The organism is Arthrobacter sp. TRD_SC_6 (assembly GCF_055361185.1).
The window spans coordinates 2,710,155-2,733,158 of sequence record NZ_CM143953.1 but is presented as its reverse complement, the minus strand read 5'-3'; the positions used below and the strand labels follow the sequence as shown (position 1 = coordinate 2,733,158).

Here is a 23,004-nt window from a genome sequence, read left to right as displayed (position 1 = left end):
TGTTGGCGACGCAGTGACAGCGCATGGCTACCCCCGGGGCGTGAAACTCGGCGTTGACGTTGGCATGGTCCGGGTGGGTGTCGCGGCCAGCGACCGCGATGGCCTGGTTGCCACCCCGGTGCAAACCCTCAGCCGCGACAGGAAAAAGAAACGTGACCTTTTCCTGTTGGCCAAAATTGTCGGGGAACTCGACGCCGTCGAGGTCTTTGTGGGGTTGCCCCGCAACCTGCGCGGCACCGATTCGGCGTCCACGGTGATGGCCCGCGAGTACGCTTCATCTCTGGTCGAGGCGCTCGATTCAGCGGGACTGGAGGCGACCGTAAGGCTCGTCGATGAGCGCCTGTCCACTGTTTCTGCACACCGGTCGCTGCGTCAGGCTGGCTTGAACAGCCGCGATCATCGTAAGGTTGTAGATCAGGTGGCAGCCGTAGAGATACTTCAGCACGCCATCGACATGCAACGAAACCTTGAGCGGGATGTGGGGGAGCCGGTCGTTCAACCTCGGCGGAAGCGTCCAAAAGGCGCACCGTCGGCCTCATCCGAGGAGTCAGACATTACGCAATCCAACAGTGGGAGGGAAGAGGAGCAGTGAGCCACCGACGTCCTCCTTTCCCGGCAGCCGACTCCGGCGCCGACCAACATCCCGATGATTACCTCGATGATCACTACTCAACCCATCCTGAACCGGTAGAGCAGTTCTTCGAGGCAGACCTGCCCTCCCGCCGCACCCGGCGGCCATCAAAATCCCGCCAGCGTCGCAGGCGCCGACGCACCATAGTGATGCTCGTCGTCGTCCTCGGTTTCATCGGCGTTGTTTTTGCAGTCGCCATGTTCCTGCGGGACCTCATTGGGGTGGGGGAGGTTACGGATTACGCTGGCCCGGGTAATGGATCGGTCACATTTACCGTGGAGGAGGGCGCAGCCCAACTTGTTGTGGGCAATGCCCTTGAGCAGCAGGACATCGTGGCGGACGCCAGTGAGTTCGTGAACGCTCTCGCCTCTGTTTCGGACGGCCGCATAATCCAACCCGGTGACTACGAGCTGAAGTACCAGATGAGCGCGGAACAGGCAGCGGAGGCGCTGCTCGCCGAAGACGCAGGCGTACACTACGTCCCCATTCAACAAGGCCTCAGGCAAACCGAAGTCTTCGACATCCTCGCGGAGTCCACAGGCATCCCGCGCGAAGAATTTGAGGCCCTGGCCGCAGACCCTACACAGTTCGGAATCCCGGACCAGGCTCCCAGCCTCGAGGGTTACCTCCATCCGGGAGAGTACCGGTTCGGTCTTGACGTCACAGCCGCTGACGTCGTTCAGGAAATGGTCGGAAACACCTTTGCGGCTCTGGAAGAAGCGGGCGTTACCGATGCGGCGGAGCAGTACCGGATCCTCACGGTCGCAAGCATTGTCCAGGCTGAGGCCGGGCAGGCAGACTACGGAGCTGTTGCCGGCGCCATCATGAACCGGCTTGGTCCCGACAACACGGAGACCAACGGGCTCATCCAGTCGGATGCGACGGTGACCTACGGACTCGGGCGTAAGAGCTATGACCTCACGGACGCGGAAAAAGCTGACGAATCCAATCCATACAACACGTACGCGATCCCGGGGCTCCCGGTGGGACCGATCGGTTCGCCGGGGGACGAGGCCATTGCGGCTGCAGTGAATCCAGAGGATGTTCCGTTCTTCTACTGGGTGACGGTGAATCTCGACTCTGGCGAGACCAAGTTTTCCGAGACGCTCGCTGAACACGCGGGTTACGTTGACGAATACTTCGCCTGGTGCGATGCCAACCCTGGAAGGTGCGAATAGGTGTTGCCCGCGGTTCAGCCGGTCCGGTTCCGGGCCGGTGTAACCGGGCACCCTATCGCTCATTCAAAGTCGCCCAGGCTGCACTCCGCAGCCTACGGACTTCTCGGATTCGACTGCAGCTACACAGCGATTGATACACCTCCGGGGGAACTGCAAGGTCTCATCGCCGACCTCAGGGCGGACAGCGCGTGGCGTGGCTTGTCTGTCACCATGCCGCACAAGGCGGCGACGCTGCCGTTCCTTGATGAGCTGGGCCCCGATGTCAGCGCGCTCGGTGTGGTGAATACCGTGGTTCCCCGAGGTTTGGGGGAGTACCGTCGGCTCGTCGGCTACAACACCGACGTGGCCGGGATCGCCAATGCCGTGCGGCATGCTGGCACCCGGCCCCCTGACCAGGCCGTGATACTCGGCGGCGGCGGCACAGCCTCTGCCGCGGTAGCAGCGCTTTCCCGACTCGGCGCCAGGACAGTACGGGTGTGTGTACGCTCTTCGTCCAGGGCCGAGCCCCTGGTTGCCCTCGGCGACCAGCTCGGCATTGAAGTGATTCTGGCGGGGTTTGGAGAAGCTGCCAGATACTGCCTGGAATCCGCCCTCGTGATTTCGACCCTCCCTCCACACGGTGCAGATGAGCTTGCACAATCGCTGGCGGACACGGCTAAGCCCGGCGCGGTCGGGGAGGGCAATAGCCGGGCGGTGCTGCTGGACGTCGCCTACGATCCGTGGCCAAGCGAACTCGCCCGTGCGTGGTCCGAACGTGGAGGTGTCATTGTCCCCGGTTTGGAGATGCTGCTTTACCAGGCCGTTGAGCAGGTGAAGCTGTTTGTCGGTGACGGGTTCCGGGACGAACCCGCTGTCATAAATGTGATGTGTGACGCTGTGGGGGCTCCCCGGCGCTAAGCCCCCCGGTCGCCCGTGGCAGGATGGAGTTATGTTGCGTTGGTTGACGGCCGGAGAATCCCATGGCCCTGCTCTGGTCGGAATAATCGAAGGTATGCCTGCCGGCGTCGAGGTCGATAGCGTTGCGATCCAGGAAGCCCTGGCTCGCCGTCGCCTCGGCTATGGGCGCGGGGCACGGATGAAGTTCGAACAGGATCAGGTCCGGATCATCGGCGGTGTGCGCCACGGGCTTACGCAGGGTGGTCCGGTCGCGATCGAGGTCGGCAATACCGAGTGGCCCAAGTGGGAACAGGTCATGGCGGCAGATCCAGTCGACGAAGACGTCCTGAAGGAATCCGCACGCAATGCACCGTTGACCCGGCCCCGGCCCGGGCACGCGGACTTCACCGGCATGCAGAAGTACGGTTTCGATGAGGCGAGGCCCGTGCTCGAACGGGCAAGCGCACGGGAGACAGCCGCCCGGGTGGCGCTGGGCACAGTGGCCGCGCGGTTCCTCGCAGCCCTGGGCATCGAACTCGTCAGCCATACGGTAGCTGTGGCTTCGGTCGCCGTCCCCGAGGGTGCAGCGTTGCCGCGGCACTCGGATCTGCTTGCGCTGGACCAGGATCCGCTCCGGTGCTTCGACCGGGAAACATCATCCGCAATGGTTGCCGAGGTGGACGCCGCACACAAAGAGGGCGAGACCCTCGGTGGAGTCGTCGAGGTACTGGCTTATGGATTGCCGCCCGGCCTCGGAAGCTACGTGCACTGGGACCGGCGGCTCGACGCACGCCTCGCGGGAGCCCTGATGGGCATTCAGGCGATCAAGGGCGTCGAAGTGGGTGACGGCTTCGAAACTGCCCGCCGTCGGGGGTCCGCTGCCCACGATGAAATTGTCCGTGGCGAGTCCGGGCGCATTGCCCGCGCCACCAACCGGGCCGGTGGCATCGAAGGTGGCATGAGCATTGGAGACGTCCTCCGCGTACGCGCGGCGATGAAACCCATCGCCACCGTTCCTAGGGCGCTGCAGACAATCGACGTCAGTACCGGCGACGTCGCAAAAGCCCACCACCAGCGTTCTGACGTGTGCGCAGTCCCGGCGGCCGGCGTCGTTGCTGAGGCGATGGTCGCGCTCGTCCTTGCCGAGGCGGTCACCGAGAAATTCGGCGGTGACTCGGTGGAGGAAACCAGGCGCAACCTGGAGTCTTATCTGTCGAACATCCCGGCTTCCCTGAACTCGGTCTCGGACTGATGTTGCCGGCGGCCCACAAACCGCTGGTGCTGATCGGGCTGATGGCCACAGGCAAGTCCACCATCGGACGCCGCATCGCTGCCCGCCACGGTTGGCAGTTCATTGACACTGACCAGCTCATCGTTGAACGGCACGGCGCCATCCCCGAAATCTTCGCCCTGCAGGGGGAAGCGAGGTTCCGTGAGCTTGAGGCGGAAGCAGTGGCTGAAGTGCTGCAGAGTGCGGGTCCTCAAAGCGTCGTATCGCTCGGTGGGGGAGCAGTGCTGCATCCGGGGACACGGACCCTGCTGGAACGGGCCATCGTCGCGTTGCTCGATGCGGACCTAGCCACCGTCCTTCCCCGCCTCACCGGCGACACCGGCCGGCCGCTGCTGGCAGGGGATGCCGGTGAGAGATGGTCCCTGCTCGAGCGGGAGCGCCGGCCGCTCTATGAAGAAATAGCCGACCTCGTGGTCGACACGAGGAACTCAACAATTGACGACGTCGTGGACCGACTGAGTGAACAGCTGCGCCATGCGCGTGCAGAACCAGCCCGAACAGACTCCCCAACGGAAAAGGACATCCGGCCATGACTGCTGAGCCAACTGCCATTCGGGTTACGGGGAGCGCCTCGTCTGAGAACTACGACGTCGTCGTCGGGCGTGGCCTGTTGGACCGCCTGGCTCCGCTGCTCGGGGAACGGGTGCGCCGTGTCCTCGTCATCCACCCCCGTGCGCTGCGCAGCACGGGGGACGCCGTCCGTGAGCAGCTCGCCGATGCCGGCTTCACCGCCGTCACCGCTGAAATCCCCGACGCCGAGGAAGGCAAGCACATTCAGGTGGCCGCTTTCTGCTGGCAGGTCCTGGGCCAGAATGATTTCACCCGGTCTGACGCCGTCGTCGCTGTCGGTGGCGGGGCTGTAACCGACGTCGCCGGATTCGTTGCAGCAACCTGGCTGCGGGGCGTGAAGGTTGTGCACCTGCCGACAACCCTGCTCGGCATGGTTGACGCCGCCGTCGGAGGAAAAACCGGAATCAACACGGCTGAGGGGAAGAACCTGGTGGGTGCCTTCCACCCGCCCGCCGGCGTGCTGGTGGACCTCGACGCGCTCGGAACGCTTCCCGTAAATGAACTGGTCACCGGCATGGCGGAAGTGGTCAAATGCGGGTTCATCGCCGATCCCCGCATCCTCGATCTGATCGAAGAGAATCCGGAGGCCGTGAGGGACCCTGCCAGCGATACGGTGCGCGAGCTCATCGAGCGCTCAATAGCGGTCAAGGCTGCAGTTGTCTCGGACGATTTCAAAGAGGCCGGCAACAGGGAGTTCCTGAATTACGGGCACACCCTTGGCCACGCCATCGAGCTTGCTGAACGCTACTCCTGGCGGCACGGCGCCGCGGTGTCCGTGGGCCTCGTCTTCGCCGCCGAGCTTTCCCGGATGGTCGGACGCCTCGACGACGCCACAGCCGATCGTCACCGGGGAATTCTCGAGGCGCTCGGGCTGCCGGTAACCTACCGGAAGGACCGGTGGGCAGCGCTGCTTGACGGCATGCGGCGGGACAAGAAGTCCCGGGGGGACCTCCTGCGCTTCGTGGTCCTGGATGGGCTCGCGAAGCCCGGCATCCTGGAAGTACCGGACACCTCGCTGCTCTTCGCGGCGTACCAGGAGATCGCCTCCTGACGAGCGCCCGACCCTGCGCCCACGTGGCAGGGTAGACTGGACTCTGGTCTTTTGGCGGGCCGCTGCGGTGATTACGCAGTGATGTCCACCACCGACATCTGTAAACCGACGAAAGAGAATCCGTGGCCACCACGAACGACATCAAGAACGGCACCGTGCTCAAGCTCGAGGGCAACCTCTGGAACGTACTGGAGTTCCAGCACGTGAAGCCGGGCAAGGGCGGAGCGTTCGTTCGCACCAAGCTCCGCAACATTCTTTCGGGCAAGGTTGTCGACAAGACCTTCAACGCCGGCCTCAAAATCGAGACGGCTACGGTGGACCGCCGCGACTACCAGTACCTGTACAAAGACGGCGACGACTTCATCTTCATGGATACCACCGACTACGACCAGATCACCGTTCCGGCTGCCACCGTTGGCAGCGCTGAGAACTTCATGCTGGAAAGCCAGATGGCGACAATCGCGATGCACGAAGGATCGCCGCTCTACCTGGAATTGCCGCCGTCGGTAGTGCTGGAAATCACCTACACCGAGCGCGGCCTGCAGGGTGACCGCTCCACCGGTGGAACCAAGCCGGCCACCGTCGAAACCGGATACGAGATCCAGGTTCCCCTGTTCCTCGAAACCGGAACCAAGGTCAAGGTTGACACCCGCACCGGCGATTACCTGGGACGCGTCAACGAGTGAGCGCCAGAAGCAAGGCACGGCGCAGGGCGCTGGACATCCTTTTCGAGGCTGAACAGCGTTTCGTTTCGCCGGTTGAGGCGCTGCAGTCGCGCCGGGAGAACACCGACACCATCATCAACGAGTACTCCGTGGACATCATCCACGGTGTACTTGCGCACGTTGAACAGATCGACGAATTCCTCAGCACCTACTCGCAGGGCTGGACACTGGACCGGATGCCGGCCGTGGACCGGATGATCCTTCGCGTCGGTGCGTGGGAGCTGCTGTACAACGACGACGTCCCCGACTCCGTGGCCGTCAGCGAGGCAGTCCAGCTCGCCACCATGCTGTCGACGGATGAATCGCCCGCATTCATCAACGGCCTGCTCGGCCGCCTGCAGCAGCTGAAGCCCACTCTGCTCGCATGAGCACAGCGGGGCGCTCCACGTGGTCAGCGGCCCGAAGCCGCCAGGGCTATGCGCCTCACACCCTGCGCGCTGCGGCCGCGAACATCAGGCCCCTGGTCTCCGTCAGTTCATTGAGTAGGCCAAGCTCCCGGTCAATATCCCTGGGCTGCACATGGCCAGCCAGGGAACGCTGACGGATGAAAGCCAGCCTTGTCCCCGTCCGAATGAACTGCTTCATCAAGGCTCCCGCCCCGAAGGAGTGCGCCCAGCTGAGGGCTTGGTTCCGCCCTTTCGGCGAGGCGATCAATCCGACCTCTTCCTCTGTAAGCCACCCGGCCCCGGCGTAATCTGCCAGGCGCTGGTAGGTGAGCCTGCGTTCGGCGCGCCGAAGTGCCAGGACCCCGGCGAGCACTACTGCGAACAGCGGGAGCTGGACCAGGAAGTAGAACTCGAAGAAGTTGGTGAACAGCAGCACCAATCCTCCGTTCCACAGCATGTGGCCTGCGACCGCGGGGACCAGGCCCAGTACGAACGCAGCCATTATCCGGCCAGTGTTGTTTTTGCGGACGATGGCAAGCCCGATCACGAACCCCAGTGCCGCCGTGAACATCACATGCGCAAAAGGCGAGAACAGTCCCCGCATCACGAAGACGGTCAGCAGCGCGCCGAGTCCCGCAGGGTCGGCGATCTCAGCTCCGAAGTACAGGATGTTCTCCGTGAACGCGAAGCCGGCACCGATGGTGCCGGCGTAGACGATCCCGTCCACCGGGCCGTCGAAGTGGCTGCGGCGCGAAAACACCAGGAGAAGAACCCCGAGCCCCTTCGCAAGTTCCTCGACGAGCGGGGCCTGGAAGACCGGTCCGACGACATCGGGAGACGCCCCGTCGAGAGCCACGGTGAGGACCGTCGCGACGGTCGGGCCAATCAGGAGAGTCACCGCCACTGACATGCCGGCGCCCCAGAGGAACGCGAAGGCGAGGGCACCCCGTGGTTCCGGATCCCAGCGGTCCACCCACCGGAGGCCCAGCAGGCAGATAACCAGCGGAATGAGGGCGAGCACCGCGCAGAGGGCCAGGGCGCTTGGCCCCAACGTGATTGTGAGCACAACACCCACGCCCGCGACCGCGAGCACGGCCAGCACGAGGAGTAAGCCGTTCACTATCGAGCCGGACCTGACCCTCCTCCCCGCGTGCTGCGGCATCGCCGGAAAACCCTGAGAACTTCCTGGGGCAGCCGGGACATGCGAGGGATGGCGGACCTGCTGCCACAGGACTGCCGGCGGGGGAACCCGGGTGGGGAGTTGCGGGCCGTTGCCGGCGTTCATACTCATCAACACAGAATAGGCGTCAAGTGCGGCTGTGGTAGTTTTGGGTCGCAGCCAACCCCTTTAAAGGCCGTCCTGTGAGGCGGAGAAGGAGGACGCGTTCCTTGAGTGTGCCTATACCCGATTCTGCAGGGTTTGTATCCCGTACGGTGCTCGGCGAAGCCGACATCGACCGCGCGCTGACGCGCATTTCACACGAAATCCTCGAAGCCAACAAAGGGTCGGCCGATCTGGTACTGCTCGGCATCCCGCGCCGCGGATTTCCCCTGGCCCAGCGGCTCGCCCAGAAAATCGCACGCACCGATCCAGGTGTTTCTCCGGAAGCCATTGTTGGGCGCCTCGACGTCACCATGTTCCGCGACGATCTCCGCCGGCACCCCACCCGGCCACCGGGACCCACCAAACTTCCGTCGTCGGGCATTGATGGCAAGGTTATAGTCCTCGTTGACGACGTCCTCTATTCCGGCCGCACTATCCGCGCCGCGCTGGACGCCATCGTAGACCTGGGCCGCCCCCGCATCGTGCGGCTGGCTGTCCTCGTTGACCGTGGTCACCGGGAACTTCCCATCCGGGCGGACCACGTGGGCAAGAACCTTCCAACTTCCTCCGCCGAGAAGGTGCGCGTGCACATCAGCGAAGTCGATTCCGTTGACGAAGTTGTGATCGAGGGGCCCGCATGAGACATCTGCTTTCCACCGAAGGGCTAAGCCTGCCGGACGCAATCAGGATCCTCGACACCGCCGAAGAAATGGCAGCCGTGGGGGAGCGCGAGGTCAAGAAATTGCCGGCGCTGCGGGGGCGCACAGTTGTCAACCTCTTCTTCGAGGACTCAACCAGAACCCGGATCTCCTTCGAGGCTGCTGCGAAGAGGCTTTCGGCGGACGTCATCAACTTTGCCGCAAAAGGCTCCTCAGTATCGAAGGGTGAGTCGCTCAAGGACACTGCCCAGACGCTTGAGGCAATGGGTGCAGACGCGGTGGTCATTCGGCACTGGGCCTCCGGCGCACCCGCGCGTCTCGCGGCTTCGGGGTGGATCGACGCCGCAGTGATCAACGCAGGCGACGGAACCCACGAGCACCCCACCCAGGCGCTGCTCGATGCTTTCACCCTGCGCAACCATTGGGCCCAACGTGCCGGAACACCGTCCACCGGTACCAGCCTTCAGGGCCTGAGGATCGCGATCGTCGGTGATGTGCTGCATTCACGGGTCGCCCGCTCCAACCTCTGGCTGCTCAACACGCTCGGAGCCGAGGTAACTCTGGTGGCTCCGCCCACATTGCTCCCTGTCGGCGTTGATAGCTGGCCGTGCCGGGTGAGCTACGACCTCGATGAGGTGCTGGCGGAAAGTCCCCACGCCGTCATGATGCTTCGTGTTCAGGGCGAGCGCATGCACGCCGCCTTCTTCCCATCCGCGCGGGAGTATTCACGCACCTGGGGGTTCGACGACGAACGGCTTGCCGCACTTGAATCTGCCGCGGGGAAGGACACCATCATCCTCCATCCCGGCCCGATGAACCGCGGGTTGGAAATCTCCTCGGCTGCAGCCGACTCCCCGCGTTCGACCGTGCTCGCGCAGGTGCGCAACGGAGTATCGGTGCGGATGGCAGCCCTCTACCTGCTGCTCTCCGGGGATGATTCCGGGGATCACTCGGGGAAAACTCCAGAAACAACGGAAACAGCCCAACTTCACACCGAGCCAGCCCAGGAGGCAAGAGCATGACAGACCGGTACCTGATCAAAGGCGCAACCACCGCTTCCGGGGAGAAGGGCGTGGACCTGTTGGTTGCTGACGGGATCATTGCGGAGCGCGGACGGTCCCTCTCCGCGGCAGGCGCCGTCGTCATCGACGCCGACGGCCTGGTGCTGCTGCCGGGCATGGTCGACATCCATACCCACCTCCGCGAGCCCGGCCGCGAGGATGCCGAGACAGTGGAAACCGGCACGCAGGCCGCAGCGCTTGGCGGGTACACCGCCGTCCACGCCATGGCGAACAGCATGCCGGTGGCCGATACCGCCGGTGTGGTCGAGCAGGTTCACGCGCTTGGCCGGCGCGCAGGGTGGGTGGATGTCCGTCCCGTCGGCGCCGTGACCGTTGGGCTGGCAGGGGAGCGGCTTGCCGAGCTTGGGGCCATGGCCAAGTCGCGGGCGCAGGTACGCGTCTTCTCGGATGACGGAATCTGTGTCCACGACCCGGTGCTGATGCGCCGTGCACTGGAGTATGTGAAGGCCTTTGATGGTGTTGTGGCCCAGCACGCACAGGAACCGCGCCTCACCGAGGGCGCCCAGATGAACGAGGGTGATGTCTCCGCTGTTCTCGGCCTCGCCGGGTGGCCTGCCGTCGCTGAGGAAAGCATCATCGCCCGTGATGTCCTGCTCGCCCAGCATGTTGGCTCCCGCCTGCACGTCTGCCACGTCTCCACGGCCGGGTCGGTGGAGATCATCCGCTGGGCGAAACAGCGCGGAATCGACGTCACGGCAGAAGTCACCCCGCATCACCTGCTGCTCACCGACGAACTGGTGCGCTCCTGGGACCCCGTCTACAAGGTGAACCCTCCGCTGCGCACGGACGACGACGTCACCGCCCTCCGCGAGGCCCTCGCCGACGGCACGATCGACGTCATCGGCACCGACCACGCGCCGCACCCCTCAGAGCACAAGGAATGCGAGTGGGCACAGGCGGCGATGGGCATGACCGGGCTTGAAACTGCGCTTTCGGTGGTCCAGCACGCCATGATCGAAACCGGCCTCATGGGGTGGGAACGATTCGCGGAAGCGACGTCGGTCCTCCCAGCGCGGATAGGCCGGGTTGCCAGCCAGGGCAGGCCCATCGACACCGGCGAAATTGCCAACGTAACGCTCGTTGATCCGGCAGCACGCTGGACGGTGGACCCCCATAAGATGGCAACGAAGGGCCGCAACAGTCCCTTCGCCGGACTTGAGCTGCCGGGCGCCGTCGTTGCGACCTTCTTCGCCGGCCACCCCACAGTCCTGGACGGCAGGCTCAATACAGCCCGGAAGCAAGAGGACCCAGCGTGGATGTAGGAACTACCGCCGTCGTCGTGTCCCTGCTCGCCGTCGTCGTGCTTGTAGGCCTGATGGCGCTCGGCTGGCGGAACCGGACACGGCGTCAGCAGCATGTGGAGGCGCCGCCGGCAGCGCCGGAGGACCGCGGCGAACCGCTGTACACGGCTGAGGGCCAGTATGTCGTCACCACCACGGGCGGCGACTGGCTTGACCGAGTCAACGCCCACGGGCTCGGCAACAAGGCGGCAGCTACGGCCGAGGTCTATGAGCACGGCGTGCTGTTCGACCGCAGCGGCGACAGCGAGGTCTACATCGGGCGGAGCCAGCTGCTCAGCGCCCGGCTTGAACGCGGCATGGCCGGCAAATTCGTCGAGAAGGACGGCCTGATCGTCATCAGCTGGACTCTCGGCACAGAGACTTTAGACACGGGGTTCCGGACCAGGTACGCGGCGGACAAGCCGCAGCTCCTGGCAGCGGTCAGCGCACTGATCGAACCCGCGGAACCCTCACCAAACCCATCGAGCAAGGAAACACAGTGACAACGCAGGTGGACGAAACACCAAACAACGCAGGGCCAACCGCGGCAGCCAATACCGCGGCGGTGCTGGTCCTGGAAGACGGACGCACGTTCCGGGGCACCAGCTACGGGGCACAGGGCACCGCACTTGGCGAAGCCGTGTTCGCAACAGGAATGACCGGATACCAGGAGACCATCACCGACCCCTCCTACGCCCGGCAGCTCGTGGTGCAGACCGCACCGCACATCGGCAACACCGGAGTGAACCGTGAGGACGCAGAGTCCCGCCGCATCTGGGTCGCCGGCTACATCGTCCGGGATGCTGCGCGCCGGCCGTCCAACTGGCGCTCCGAGAGGAGCCTTGACTCCGAGCTCATCGACCAGGGCGTTGTGGGGATCCAGGGTGTCGACACCAGGGCGGTGACCAGGCACCTGCGCGAGCGAGGGGCAATGAAGGCGGGTATTTTCTCCGGCCCGGACGCCACGCGCAGCGATTCCGAGCTCCTCGCCGACGTCGTTGGCCAGCGCGGCATGGAAGGCTCGCGCCTCGCCGAGGAAGTGAGCATCGACTCGCAGTACGTCGTCGAGCCCGCCGATCATGGGTGGGAAGGGGAGCCGCGGTTCACCGTGGCCGCCCTTGACCTCGGCATCAAAGCGATGACGCCGAAGCACTTCGCGCAGCGCGGTGTCCGTACCGTGGTGCTCCCGGCAAATGCAACGTACGACGACGTCGTGGCCGTGGGTGCCGACGGCGTGTTCATGTCGAACGGCCCGGGTGACCCGTCGACCGCCGATGCACAGGTTTCGCTGCTGCGCCGTGTCCTCGATGCCCGCACTCCGTTCTTTGGCATCTGCTTCGGCAACCAGATCCTCGGCCGCGCCCTTGGCTTCGGCACGTACAAGCTCCGCTACGGCCACCGCGGGATCAACCAGCCGGTCCTGGATCGCCGGACGGGCAAGGTGGAGATCACGAGCCAGAACCACGGCTTCGCCGTCGACGCCCCGCTCGATGGCCCGGTGCAGGCACCCGAGGAGCGCTTCGGCCGGGTCGAGGTCAGCCACGTGAGCCTGAACGACGACGTCGTTGAGGGCCTTGCGTGCCTTGACCTGCCGGCCTTCTCCGTTCAGTACCATCCCGAGGCCGCGGCCGGTCCGCACGACTCCGCCTACCTTTTCGACCGGTTCATCGACCTCATGGCCGATGCCGCCCAGGCTTCAAACCCCGCCGACGTCGACGCGTCCGAAGTATCCATCGCTCCCACACCCGCGCAGGAAGAAAACTAGATGCCCCGCAGAACCGATCTCACATCCGTACTGGTCATCGGCTCCGGTCCCATCGTCATCGGCCAGGCGGCCGAGTTTGACTACTCCGGTACCCAGGCGCTTCGCGTCCTGAAGGAGGAGGGCCTGCGCGTCATCCTCGTGAATTCCAACCCGGCCACCATCATGACCGATCCGGAATTCGCCGACGCCACCTACGTGGAGCCCATCACGCCTGAGGTGGTTGAGAAAATCATCGAGAAGGAGCGCCCTGACGCCATCCTTCCCACCCTCGGCGGCCAGACCGCGCTCAACACGGCTATCGCCCTCGACAAGAACGGCGTGCTCGAGAAGTACGGCGTCGAGCTGATTGGCGCCAATATTGCGGCGATCGAACTTGGCGAAGACCGCGAGAAGTTCAAGGGAGTGGTGGAGCGCTGCGGTGCTGAATCTGCCCGCTCCCGCATCATCCACTCGATTGACGACGCACTGAGTGCCGCAGTCGACCTCGGATACCCGATGGTGGTGCGCCCATCCTTCACCATGGGCGGATTGGGTTCCGGCCTTGCCTACAACGAGGAGGATCTCCGGCGCATCGTGGGCCAGGGCCTCCAGTACAGCCCTACCAGCGAGGTGCTCCTCGAGGAGAGCATTCTTGGCTGGAAGGAGTACGAGCTTGAGATGATGCGTGACAAGAACGACAACGTGGTTGTTGTCTGTTCGATCGAGAACTTCGACCCCGTCGGTGTTCACACCGGCGATTCGATCACCGTTGCCCCCGCGCTCACCCTCACCGACCGCGAGTATCAGCGCCTTCGCGACATCTCTATCGCGGTCATCCGCGAGGTCGGCGTGGACACCGGTGGCTGCAACATCCAGTTCGCCGTCGAACCCGCTACAGGGCGCGTCGTAGTAATTGAGATGAACCCGCGGGTGTCGCGATCCTCTGCCCTTGCCTCGAAAGCCACGGGCTTTGCCATCGCCAAAATCGCCACCAAGCTGTCCCTTGGCTACACGCTCGACGAAATCCCGAACGACATCACCCAGCAGACACCGGCGTCCTTCGAGCCCACGCTCGATTACGTGGTGGTCAAGGTGCCGCGGTTCGCTTTCGAGAAGTTCCCCGCGGCTGACCCGACGCTGACCACCACGATGAAGTCCGTGGGCGAAGCCATGGCCATGGGCCGCAACTTCACCGAAGCGCTACAGAAGGCACTGCGGTCGCTGGAGCAGAAGGGCTCGCAGCTCACCTTCGACCCGATCAATGACTTCGACGTTCCGGCCCTCATCGAAGCTGCAAAGCGCCCGACGACGGAACGCCTCTCGCAGGTTCAGCGGGCCCTGCTGGGCGGCGCCAGCATCGAAGAACTCTATGAAGCGACGGGAATCGACCCATGGTTCCTGGACCAACTGGTGCTGCTCAACGAGGTTGCAGAATCGGTCAGGAAAAAGGGCATATCGCCTGAGACGCTCCGGTTGGCCAAGCGACATGGCTTCTCCGACGAGCAGATCGGGCTGCTGACGCACACGCCCGAAGCGGTGGTCCGCGGAGTCCGCCACGCCCTCGGCATCCGGCCGGTGTTCAAGACCGTGGACACCTGCGCCGCCGAGTTCGCTGCCTACACGCCCTACCACTACTCCTCCTACGACGAGGAAGATGAGGTCGGCCTGCATGCCAAGCCGTCCATCATAATTCTCGGCTCGGGGCCGAACCGGATCGGTCAGGGTATCGAGTTCGACTACTCGTGCGTGCACGCCACGATGGCTCTCCGCAAGGCCGGGTACGAGACCGTGATGGTGAACTGCAACCCGGAGACTGTCTCGACCGATTACGACGTCTCCACACGGCTCTACTTCGAACCGCTCACGCTTGAGGACGTCCTCGAAGTCATCGCCGCGGAGGAACGGACCGGCGGCGTGATGGGCGTGTTCGTCCAGCTCGGCGGCCAGACCCCGCTGAAACTCGCGAAGGAACTGGCCGACGCCGGCATTCCGATCCTCGGCACGTCACCGGAGGCGATCGACCTCGCCGAGCACCGGGGCGAGTTCGCCCGGGTCCTCGACGAGGCGGGGCTCATTGCACCCAAGAATGGAACAGCGGTGTCCTTCGAGGACGCCCGCACAATCGCCACTGAGATCGGCTACCCGGTCCTGGTTCGTCCTTCCTACGTGCTTGGCGGACGCGGCATGGAGATCGTCTACGACGAAGCCAATCTGTCCCGCTACATCTCGAATGCAACCGAAATCACGGCAGACCATCCCGTGCTGATCGACCGCTTCCTTGAAGACGCCGTCGAAATCGATGTGGACGCATTGTTCGACGGCAAGGACATGTACCTCGGCGGCATCATGGAGCACATCGAGGAAGCCGGAATCCACTCCGGTGACTCGGCCTGCGTGCTCCCCCCGATCACCCTGGGCACAGACGTCCTGGAGAGGGTCCGTGTCGCGACGCGTGCCATCGCTGAAGGCGTCGGCGTACGGGGACTGATCAACATCCAGTTCGCACTGGCCTCCGATGTGCTGTACGTCCTCGAAGCCAATCCGCGGGCTTCGCGTACCGTGCCGTTTGTCTCCAAGGCAACAGGTGTGCAGATGGCAAAAGCCGCCGCCTTGATCGGTACCGGTGTGACCATCCACCAACTGCGCACCGCCTACAAGATTCTGCCCGAGACCGGTGACGGCTCCACCCTTCCGTTGGACGCCCCCGTTTCAGTCAAGGAAGCGGTGCTCCCCTTCAGCCGTTTCCGTACTCCTGAGGGCAAGGTGGTGGACTCCCTGCTCGGTCCTGAGATGCGATCAACCGGTGAAGTGATGGGCATCGACAAGCACTTCGACACGGCGTTCGCGAAGAGCCAGGCCGCCGCGAACAATGCGTTGCCCACGGAGGGTAAGGTGTTCGTCTCTGTGGCAAACCGTGACAAGCGCTCGATCATCATGGGCGTCAAGCGGCTCTCCGACCTGGGCTTCGAGATCATCTCGACGGGTGGAACCGCGGACGTCCTGCGCCGCAATGGCATTCAGGCAACGCCAGTCCGTAAGGTCGCTGAAGGCAGCGGCGCGGACGGTGAAGGGACCATCGCCGACCTCGTCGTGGCAGGCCAGATCGACATGGTCTTCAACACCCCGTCCGGCGGGGAAGCGCGCAGCGACGGTTATGAGCTTCGGGCTGCCGCAACATCGATCGGCATTCCGTGTATCACCACGGTCGCCGAATTCAACGCTGCGGTTCAGGCAATCGAGGCGCTGCGCACCTACCAGTGGAGTGTGACCAGCCTGCAGGATCACGCCCGCGCAATCCGCGGTGAGGTGGAAACCGCAGATGCCTGAGGGCAAGGCAACGTTCGGCAGTCGCCTCGCGGCCGCCGTCGGCACCTATGGAACGCTCTGTGTCGGAATCGATCCGCACCCAGCGTTGCTGCAGTCATGGGGGCTTGAGGACACTCCCGAGGGCCTGAGGCGGTTCTCCGGGAGCGTGCTGGATGCCGCCGCCGGCCGGGTGTCTATCATCAAGCCCCAGGTGGCTCTCTTCGAGCGGCACGGATCCCGCGGGCTGGCGGTCCTGGAGGAACTTCTCGCAGGAAGCGCCGACCGCGGGCTGCTGACCATCGCTGACGCCAAGCGCGGCGACATCGGATCCACCATGGCCGGGTACGCGGACGCGTGGCTCCGCGACGGGTCCGCGCTGGCTGCCGACGCCGTAACGCTGAGTCCCTACCTGGGCTTCGAGTCCCTCCGGCCAGCGCTCGACGCAGCACGGGACTCGGGCCGGGGAGTGTTTGTGCTGGCTCTCACCTCCAATCCCGAAGGGGCGTCGGTTCAGCACGCTGGGGGCGATTCCTCCGTGGCCCGCTCGATAGCAGCGGCGGCAGCCCAGGAGAACCGCGGAGACGGGCCCGGGTCCGTGGGCCTCGTCATCGGAGCGACTGCGGGCGACGCCGTCACGAAGCTGGGCATCGACCTGGCCTCACTCAACGGACCCATCCTCGCGCCGGGCGTCGGGGCGCAGGGAGCTGGCCGTGCCGAGCTGGAACGGACCTTCGCGGGGGCATCAGGGGTGGTCCTCGCGAGCTCAAGCAGAGACATCCTGCGGGCTGGTCCAACGGTGGAGGCGCTGGTGGCAGCAATCAAAGCTACTCAGCACACGTTGTCACCCGGTGATCAATGCTCCCCGGCGACGGATTGATTTTCTGCCATCCCTACCGATAGGTTCATGGGAAGCCCAGACAACAGATCCGAGAATGGCGGCGCCTCGCCAACTGTTCCAACTGCTTAGGGAGCACGAGTGAGCCTGAAGCCCCTCACCGACAGTGAACGAACACTGGCACGGGAGAAAGCGAACGCCGCACGCGCCGTGCGCGCGGAACTGAAATCCCAACTCAAGTCGGGTGACATCACTGTGGGCGAGGTCATCAACGGGCGCTCCACTGATGAAGCAGTTGGCAGGCTGCGCGTGCTGGACCTGCTCAAAGCATTGCCGGGCGTTGGTGAGAAGCGTGCCGCCGGTATTATGGACGCCGTGGGGATTGCTGCGACCCGGAGGGTCAGGGGCCTTGGGATTCACCAGCGCCGTGCGCTCGTGGAGCATCTGGACCAGCAGGGCACGAGCAACCGCAACTAGAGAAGGAAGTACCTGTGAATCAGCCGCGGCTGACCGTGCTGGCGGGCCCAACGGCTGTAGGCAAAGGCACCGTTTCCACTTACATCCGGGACAACTACCCGGAAGTTGAACTTTCAGTGTCGGCGACCACCCGCGCTCCACGTCCCGGCGAGGTGGAGGGCGTTCACTACCACTTCGTATCCTCGGATGAATTCGACCAGCTGGTCGAAACCGGCCAGATGCTCGAGTGGGCAGTGGTTCATGGCCGCAACCGCTACGGCACCCTTCGGAGTACTGTCCAGAACGCCATGGCCGAGGGTAAATCGGTCCTGCTGGAAATTGACCTACAGGGCGCACGACAGGTCAAAGTCAGCATGCCGGAGGCAAATTTCATCTTCCTTGCACCACCTTCCTGGGAAGAAATGGTGCGCCGGCTCATCGGCCGGGGGACCGAAACGCCCGAGGAACAGCAGCAACGCCTGGAAACCGCTAAACTGGAACTTGCTGCCGAGTCGGAATTCGACCACACCGTGATTAACGACAACGTTGAGCGGGCAGCAGATGAGCTTGTTTCATTGATGGGACTGGTTGCGCACTCGCATTGAGTGCACGGTAATCCGGCCCAAGACTATTTGGAGAATTTGTGTCAACTCAGCCCGAAGGCATCATCAATCCGCCGATCGACTCGCTGCTGGAGGCGTCTGATTCGAAGTACGCCCTGGTGATTTACGGAGCCAAGCGTGCGCGCCAGATCAATGCCTATTACTCGCAGCTGCACGAGGGGCTCTTTGAGTACGTGGGCCCGCTTGTAGACACCCGCCTGAACGAGAAGCCGCTATCCATCGCCCTTCGCGAGATCAATGAGGGCATGCTCGTTTCGTCGCCGATGGTGGAACCTGCGGAGTAATTGAAAGACCAGTAGAACCGACGTGCGTATCGTCCTGGGGGTTGGAGGAGGGATCGCTGCCTATAAGGTGGCGTCCCTCCTTCGTTTGTTCACTGAAGCCGGCCATCAGGTCACCGTGATTCCTACCGAAGCGGCGCAGCGCTTCGTCGGGACGGCCACCTGGGAGGCCCTGTCCGGTAACCCGGTCAGCAATAGTGTGTTCGACGGCGTTGATCAGGTCCGTCACGTCCGTCTTGGACAGGAGGCTGACCTGGTGGTGGTCGCCCCCGCCACGGCGGACCTCCTCTCCAGGGCCGCGGCCGGGTCAGCGGGGGACTTACTGACCGGCACCCTCCTCGTGACCCGGGCGCCCATCGTCTTTGCCCCGGCCATGCACACCGAGATGTGGCAGCACCCGGCAACCCAGGCGAACGTCGCAACCCTGCGGGAGCGCGGCGTCGTCGTTCTCGAACCCGCAATCGGCAGGCTCACGGGAACCGACTCCGGGCCCGGCAGGCTGCCTGAACCAGAAAAGATTTACCAGGCGGCGCTGGACGCACACAGCGCATCGGTCCAGTCCTCCGCGGGTGCGCTCACTGGTCGAACCGTCACCATCACAGCCGGCGGTACGCGCGAACCTCTGGACCCGGTGAGGTTCCTGGGCAACCGCTCATCCGGCAAGCAGGGCGTCGCCCTCGCCAACGCAGCGTTGGCTGCCGGTGCCAAAGTCCGGTTCATTGCCGCACACATGGACGTCGAGCCGCCGCAGGGTGTGGATTTCACCGTTGTTGAAACCGCCGCAGAGCTACGCGAGGCGACGCTTGAGGCAAGCTCTACCTCGGACGTGCTGATCATGGCAGCCGCAGTTGCCGATTTTCGCCCAGCGTCAGTCTCGGACACGAAGGTGAAGAAGCGCGACGACGGCGAGGATCCAGTGATCACACTGGTGCGCAATTCAGACATTCTTCGCGAAGCGGTCGAACAACGCCGTGCGTCCGGATCGCAGAGCGTTATCGTCGGCTTCGCCGCGGAAACCGGGGATGGGGAAGCTGATCCACTCACCCACGGCCTGCGCAAGCTTGAGCGCAAGGGGTGCGACCTGCTGGTGCTCAACACTGTGGGCCAGTCGCTTGTCTTCGGCCGGGACCGCACTGAGGTGACAATTCTCGACTCAACCGGCGCCGAACCGCAGACACACAGCGGGAGCAAAGCACTGGTAGCCAGCGCGGTGATCGAGCGGATCGCTTCGCTGCTTTCCACACGCGACGCCTAGGTCCGCGAAACCCGCGCACCAATGCCGCGCACCGTCGTCGTCGTTAGTGCTGAGTCACACAAGTCGCTAAGGAAGCCAACCCAACCCAGTAGAGTGATCACGTGAATTCACCACTTACGCCCAGTTCCTCGACGCCCGATTCGCTGCGCCTCTTCACCTCCGAGTCGGTTACTGAGGGCCATCCGGACAAGATCTGCGACCAGATCAGCGACGGCATCCTCGATGCCTTGCTGGCCGCTGATCCACGCTCGCGGGTGGCTGTGGAAACCCTCGTGACCACGGGGCTGGTCCACGTGGCGGGTGAAGTCACTACCGAGGCTTACGTGGAGATCCCGCAGATCGTGCGGGAGACCATCCTCGGGATCGGTTATGACTCCTCGGCCAACGGGTTCGACGGCGCACGGTGCGGTGTATCGGTTTCCATCGGCCAGCAGTCGCCGGAGATCGCGTCAGGTGTCTTCAACTCGGTGGAGAGCCGCGAGGGGGGCAGCTCAGACCCGCTGGACGCCCAGGGTGCCGGGGACCAGGGAATTATGTTCGGCTACGCCAGCGACGAGACGCCGGTGATGATGCCGACGCCGATCTGGCTGGCACACCGCCTCTCCGAGCAGCTCACCGACGTGCGCAAGAACGGTACCCTCAGCTACCTGCGCCCAGACGGTAAGACCCAGGTAACCGTAGGGTACGACGGCGACGTACCGGTGAGCGTCGATTCCATCGTTATTTCCTCCCAGCACGCCGAGGGAGTCAACCTCGATGACCTCCGTGCCGACCTCGTGGAGCACGTGATCAACCCCGTGCTGGCAACCTCCCCGCTGGATACTTCGAACGTCCGGCACATCCTTAACCCGGGCGGCGAGTTCGTCATCGGCGGGCCTGTTGGCGACGCCGGCCTCACCGGACGCAAGATCATCGTCGACACCTACGGAGGCATGGCCCGCCACGGCGGCGGCGCTTTCAGCGGCAAGGACCCGTCAAAGGTTGACCGGTCCGCTGCCTACGCCATGCGGTGGGTCGCAAAAAACGTCGTCGCGGCTGGCCTCGCGCGCCGCGCGGAGATTCAGATTGCCTACGCCATCGGCATGGCGCAGCCGGTCGGCATCTACGTCGAGACCTTCGGCACGGAACAGGTGGACCCCTCGGCTATCGGTTCAGCAGTACGTGAGATCTTCGACCTCCGTCCGCTTGCGATCATCAACTCCCTTGACCTCCTCCGCCCCATCTACCAGAAGACGGCCGCGCACGGCCACTTCGGCCGTGAAAACGAAGGCTTCAACTGGGAGCTGACCGACCGCGTGGACGAGCTCAAGAGCTACTTCAACGCCTAGCATTTGTGTCAACGGGCCAACCAGTCATGAGTTCCGACGACGCCGTCCAGCCTTCCCTGCTGCAGGGCTTCACCGCGTCTGCCGCGCCACGGGGCAAATCCCCGGTCGCCTCGCACCTGCCGGTCGCGCGGGTGACTATTGACTCGCCCCTGCCGCACCTCGACCGCCCGTTCGACTACCTGGTGCCCGCAGAGTACGACGACGCCGCCCAGCCAGGTGCCCGCGTCAAGGTGCGCTTCGCGGGGCGTGAGCATGCCGCGTTCATCACCGAGCGCTTGGACACCTCGGACAGCCCAGCGAAACTGCTGCCCCTCGCGAAGGTGGTTTCAAGCCAGCCCGTGCTCACGCAGGAGGTGCTGCAACTCGCGCGGGCAGTAGCCGCACGTTACGCAGGTTCGGTGAGCGACGTACTGCGCTCCGCGGTTCCGCCGCGGTTGGCCCGGGTCGAGAAGGAGTTCGGCCAAGCCCCTGTGTCCGTGGAGGAACAGCCCGCCGGAGCGGGGCGCACTGGTCAAGCACAACAAAACAGTCCCTACTCGAAGTACTCCAACGGCGGTTCCTTCCTTGCCCACCTCGCGGCGGGGGAGAACCCCCGTGCCGTGCTGACGAGCGTCAGCGGTTACGGTCCGGGCGGGTGGCCGGCAGAGCTTGCCGAAGCGGTGGCAATGGTGTGGACGGCGGGGCGGGGCGCCGTCGTCGTCGTGCCTGACCAGCGCGACCTCGCCCGCGTCGAAGCGGCGCTGAGCGAGCGGATCGGCGAGGACCACTTCGTCCGGCTCACGGCGGAAGACGGTCCCACCCCGCGGTACCGCAACTTCCTGAAGCTCCTGCACGGACAGGTGCGCGTGGCGGTGGGGACGCGCTCGGCGGCCTTCGCGCCTGTTCACAACCTCGGGCTTGTGTGCCTCTGGGACGACGGCGACGACCTCCACGCAGAACCGCGGGCGCCCTACCACCACGTACGCGAAGTTCTCCTCCTGCGCAGCGAACAAGCCCAGTCCGCGCTCCTCTTCGGCGCACTCTCGCGAAGCGTCGAGGCGCAGCGGCTGGTCGACAGCGGGTGGGCTCAATCGATCCACGCCGACAGGGCGGCCGTGCGCCGGCTCACGCCGCGGGTTCTGCACTCGGCAGACACCTTCCACACCGACCGTGAACCCCTTACCATGCAGGTCCGGATACCGCCTGTCGCGTGGCGTACGGCACGCGCTGGGTTGGAGCGCGGCCCCGTGCTGATCCAGGTTGCCCGGACCGGCTTTTCGCCAGCTCTCGCGTGCGAGGACTGCCGCGAACAGGCACGCTGCCGGCACTGTTCAGGGCCCCTCGCGCAGCCCGGCCGGGGTTCCGCGGTGGCCTGCCGCTGGTGTGGACGGCCGGACCCCGCCTGGCGCTGCCCCAACTGCGGCAGTGCACGCCTGCGGTCCACCGTCAGCGGCGCTGCACGAACGGCCGAGGAGTTGGGCCGGGCCTTCCCTGGTGCCGTCGTCGTCTCCTCCGCTGGGGACCACGTGCTTGACACCGTCGATTCCTCGCCGCGGGTGGTCGTCGCCACCCCCGGGGCTGAGCCGGTGGCCGCCGATGGGTATGCCGCTGTGGTGCTCCTCGATGGCAATGCCCTCCTCGGGCGTGCCTCGCTGCGCGCGCTCGAATCGACGCTGCAGCGGTGGTTCAACGCCGCCGCCCTCGCGCGTCCCGCCGCGGAGGGTGGTGCGGTCGTTGTGACAGCCGACGACGACGCCGCAGCCGGTCACCTGGTGCGCTGGGACCCTGCCGGTGCCGCGACGCGCGAACTCGCCGGGCGGGTTGCGTTGGGTTTGCCGCCGGCGCTTCGGTACGCGGTGCTGAGCGGCTCCTTCGAGGCGCTCGGGGGATTCGTTTCGGAGCTCAACCTGCCGGCGTCGTGCAGGATCGTGGGGCCGACGGCAGTGCAACTCAGTGCCCGCCGTGAGCAGGCGGGGCAGGACGGCCAGCAGTCCTCTGTAGCGTCCCACCGGACCCTTGTGTTCTTCCCGTACCGCGAAGCCGCCGGCGTTGTTGCTTCGCTGCGGGCGCGTAAGGTTGCGCTTTCTGCCCGGCGGACAACCGAGCCCGTCCACATCCGCGTGGACCCGGCAGACGAGCTGTAG

The 23,004-nt window shown here is 64.7% G+C and carries 22 protein-coding genes; 21 read left to right on the top strand and 1 reads right to left on the bottom strand.

All coding sequences use genetic code 11. From position 1 onward, the window contains the following. Window positions 1-13 precede the first annotated feature (13 nt). The 8 genes from ruvX to nusB all read left to right on the top strand — a co-directional run bounded on the left by ruvX (window position 14) and on the right by nusB (window position 6,690). Entirely contained in the window at window positions 14-592 is a 579-nt protein-coding gene (ruvX, locus tag ACWA1U_RS12915) for a Holliday junction resolvase RuvX (protein WP_463722578.1), read from the top strand. Continuing rightward, entirely contained in the window at window positions 589-1,809 is a 1,221-nt protein-coding gene (gene mltG / locus ACWA1U_RS12910) for an endolytic transglycosylase MltG (RefSeq protein ID WP_463722577.1), read from the top strand. Before ruvX ends, mltG begins: the two co-directional genes overlap by 4 nt. Continuing rightward, the gene (locus ACWA1U_RS12905; RefSeq protein ID WP_463722576.1) at window positions 1,810-2,706 is read left to right on the top strand and encodes a shikimate dehydrogenase family protein; all 897 of its coding nucleotides are present in this window, start codon (window positions 1,810-1,812) and stop codon (window positions 2,704-2,706) included. A 31-nt stretch (window positions 2,707-2,737) separates the two neighbouring features. Next, window positions 2,738-3,937 carry a chorismate synthase gene (gene aroC / locus ACWA1U_RS12900; protein ID WP_463722575.1) on the top strand — a complete coding sequence of 400 codons (1,200 nt, stop codon included), beginning with the start codon at window positions 2,738-2,740 and terminating at the stop codon, window positions 3,935-3,937. Continuing rightward, a complete protein-coding gene (locus ACWA1U_RS12895; RefSeq protein ID WP_463722574.1) occupies window positions 3,937-4,509 on the top strand; it encodes a shikimate kinase in 573 nt (190 codons plus the stop codon). Before aroC ends, ACWA1U_RS12895 begins: the two co-directional genes overlap by 1 nt. Further along, window positions 4,506-5,597, top strand: coding sequence for a 3-dehydroquinate synthase (gene aroB / locus ACWA1U_RS12890; RefSeq protein WP_463722573.1), 1,092 nt, complete (start codon window positions 4,506-4,508; stop codon window positions 5,595-5,597). Before ACWA1U_RS12895 ends, aroB begins: the two co-directional genes overlap by 4 nt. Window positions 5,598-5,719: 122 nt before the next feature. Continuing rightward, window positions 5,720-6,283: an elongation factor P gene (gene efp / locus ACWA1U_RS12885; RefSeq protein ID WP_463722572.1), complete on the top strand. Its 564-nt coding sequence runs from the start codon at window positions 5,720-5,722 to the stop codon at window positions 6,281-6,283. Next, window positions 6,280-6,690, top strand: a complete 411-nt coding sequence (gene nusB, locus ACWA1U_RS12880) for a transcription antitermination factor NusB (RefSeq protein WP_463722571.1) — start codon at window positions 6,280-6,282, stop codon at window positions 6,688-6,690. The genes efp and nusB overlap by 4 nt, the downstream gene beginning before the upstream one ends. 55 nt (window positions 6,691-6,745) lie before the next feature. Here nusB and ACWA1U_RS12875 read toward each other — a convergent pair whose 3' ends face one another. After that, entirely contained in the window at window positions 6,746-7,999 is a 1,254-nt protein-coding gene (locus ACWA1U_RS12875; protein ID WP_463722570.1) for a PrsW family intramembrane metalloprotease, read from the bottom strand. 104 nt (window positions 8,000-8,103) lie between these two features. Here ACWA1U_RS12875 and pyrR point away from each other — a divergent pair, with 104 nt between their 5' ends. The 13 genes from pyrR to ACWA1U_RS12810 all read left to right on the top strand — a co-directional run bounded on the left by pyrR (window position 8,104) and on the right by ACWA1U_RS12810 (window position 23,004). Continuing rightward, the gene (pyrR, locus tag ACWA1U_RS12870) at window positions 8,104-8,673 is read left to right on the top strand and encodes a bifunctional pyr operon transcriptional regulator/uracil phosphoribosyltransferase PyrR (protein WP_463725044.1); all 570 of its coding nucleotides are present in this window, start codon (window positions 8,104-8,106) and stop codon (window positions 8,671-8,673) included. Next, window positions 8,670-9,713: an aspartate carbamoyltransferase catalytic subunit gene (locus tag ACWA1U_RS12865; RefSeq protein WP_463722569.1), complete on the top strand. Its 1,044-nt coding sequence runs from the start codon at window positions 8,670-8,672 to the stop codon at window positions 9,711-9,713. Before pyrR ends, ACWA1U_RS12865 begins: the two co-directional genes overlap by 4 nt. Continuing rightward, the gene (locus ACWA1U_RS12860) at window positions 9,710-11,035 is read left to right on the top strand and encodes a dihydroorotase (RefSeq protein ID WP_463722568.1); all 1,326 of its coding nucleotides are present in this window, start codon (window positions 9,710-9,712) and stop codon (window positions 11,033-11,035) included. Before ACWA1U_RS12865 ends, ACWA1U_RS12860 begins: the two co-directional genes overlap by 4 nt. Further along, on the top strand, window positions 11,026-11,556 hold the full coding sequence (locus ACWA1U_RS12855) for a PH-like domain-containing protein (RefSeq protein WP_463722567.1): 531 nt from the start codon (window positions 11,026-11,028) through the stop codon (window positions 11,554-11,556). Before ACWA1U_RS12860 ends, ACWA1U_RS12855 begins: the two co-directional genes overlap by 10 nt. 8 nt (window positions 11,557-11,564) lie before the next feature. Then, window positions 11,565-12,818, top strand: coding sequence for a glutamine-hydrolyzing carbamoyl-phosphate synthase small subunit (gene carA / locus ACWA1U_RS12850; RefSeq protein WP_463725043.1), 1,254 nt, complete (start codon window positions 11,565-11,567; stop codon window positions 12,816-12,818). Then, entirely contained in the window at window positions 12,819-16,124 is a 3,306-nt protein-coding gene (gene carB, locus ACWA1U_RS12845; protein ID WP_463722566.1) for a carbamoyl-phosphate synthase large subunit, read from the top strand. It begins immediately after the preceding gene. After that, the gene (pyrF, locus tag ACWA1U_RS12840) at window positions 16,117-16,980 is read left to right on the top strand and encodes an orotidine-5'-phosphate decarboxylase (protein WP_463722565.1); all 864 of its coding nucleotides are present in this window, start codon (window positions 16,117-16,119) and stop codon (window positions 16,978-16,980) included. The genes carB and pyrF overlap by 8 nt, the downstream gene beginning before the upstream one ends. 99 nt (window positions 16,981-17,079) lie before the next feature. Continuing rightward, a complete protein-coding gene (mihF, locus tag ACWA1U_RS12835; protein ID WP_463722564.1) occupies window positions 17,080-17,415 on the top strand; it encodes an integration host factor, actinobacterial type in 336 nt (111 codons plus the stop codon). Window positions 17,416-17,429: 14 nt separating this feature from the next. Next, a complete protein-coding gene (gene gmk / locus ACWA1U_RS12830) occupies window positions 17,430-17,999 on the top strand; it encodes a guanylate kinase (RefSeq protein WP_463722563.1) in 570 nt (189 codons plus the stop codon). Window positions 18,000-18,037: 38 nt separating this feature from the next. Beyond that, window positions 18,038-18,301 (top strand): DNA-directed RNA polymerase subunit omega, encoded by a 264-nt coding sequence (gene rpoZ / locus ACWA1U_RS12825; RefSeq protein ID WP_463722562.1) that lies wholly within the window; start codon window positions 18,038-18,040, stop codon window positions 18,299-18,301. A 22-nt stretch (window positions 18,302-18,323) separates the two neighbouring features. After that, the gene (gene coaBC, locus ACWA1U_RS12820) at window positions 18,324-19,553 is read left to right on the top strand and encodes a bifunctional phosphopantothenoylcysteine decarboxylase/phosphopantothenate--cysteine ligase CoaBC (protein ID WP_463722561.1); all 1,230 of its coding nucleotides are present in this window, start codon (window positions 18,324-18,326) and stop codon (window positions 19,551-19,553) included. Between the two features lie 101 nt (window positions 19,554-19,654). Further along, window positions 19,655-20,881 (top strand): methionine adenosyltransferase, encoded by a 1,227-nt coding sequence (gene metK / locus ACWA1U_RS12815; protein ID WP_463722560.1) that lies wholly within the window; start codon window positions 19,655-19,657, stop codon window positions 20,879-20,881. 26 nt (window positions 20,882-20,907) lie between these two features. Next, entirely contained in the window at window positions 20,908-23,004 is a 2,097-nt protein-coding gene (locus tag ACWA1U_RS12810) for a primosomal protein N' (RefSeq protein ID WP_463722559.1), read from the top strand.

Excerpts from the sequence above, each read along its gene's own strand:
- aroC (WP_463722575.1), top strand. The coding sequence starts at position 2,738 with ATGTTGCGTTGGTTGACGGCCGGAGAATCCCATGGCCCTGCTCTGGTC.
- ACWA1U_RS12895 (WP_463722574.1), top strand. The coding sequence starts at position 3,937 with ATGTTGCCGGCGGCCCACAAACCGCTGGTGCTGATCGGGCTGATGGCC.
- aroB (WP_463722573.1), top strand. The coding sequence starts at position 4,506 with ATGACTGCTGAGCCAACTGCCATTCGGGTTACGGGGAGCGCCTCGTCT.
- ACWA1U_RS12875 (WP_463722570.1), bottom strand. The coding sequence starts at position 7,999 with ATGAGTATGAACGCCGGCAACGGCCCGCAACTCCCCACCCGGGTTCCC.
- ACWA1U_RS12865 (WP_463722569.1), top strand. The coding sequence starts at position 8,670 with ATGAGACATCTGCTTTCCACCGAAGGGCTAAGCCTGCCGGACGCAATC.
- ACWA1U_RS12860 (WP_463722568.1), top strand. The coding sequence starts at position 9,710 with ATGACAGACCGGTACCTGATCAAAGGCGCAACCACCGCTTCCGGGGAG.
- carB (WP_463722566.1), top strand. The coding sequence starts at position 12,819 with ATGCCCCGCAGAACCGATCTCACATCCGTACTGGTCATCGGCTCCGGT.
- pyrF (WP_463722565.1), top strand. The coding sequence starts at position 16,117 with ATGCCTGAGGGCAAGGCAACGTTCGGCAGTCGCCTCGCGGCCGCCGTC.
- ACWA1U_RS12810 (WP_463722559.1), top strand. The coding sequence starts at position 20,908 with ATGAGTTCCGACGACGCCGTCCAGCCTTCCCTGCTGCAGGGCTTCACC.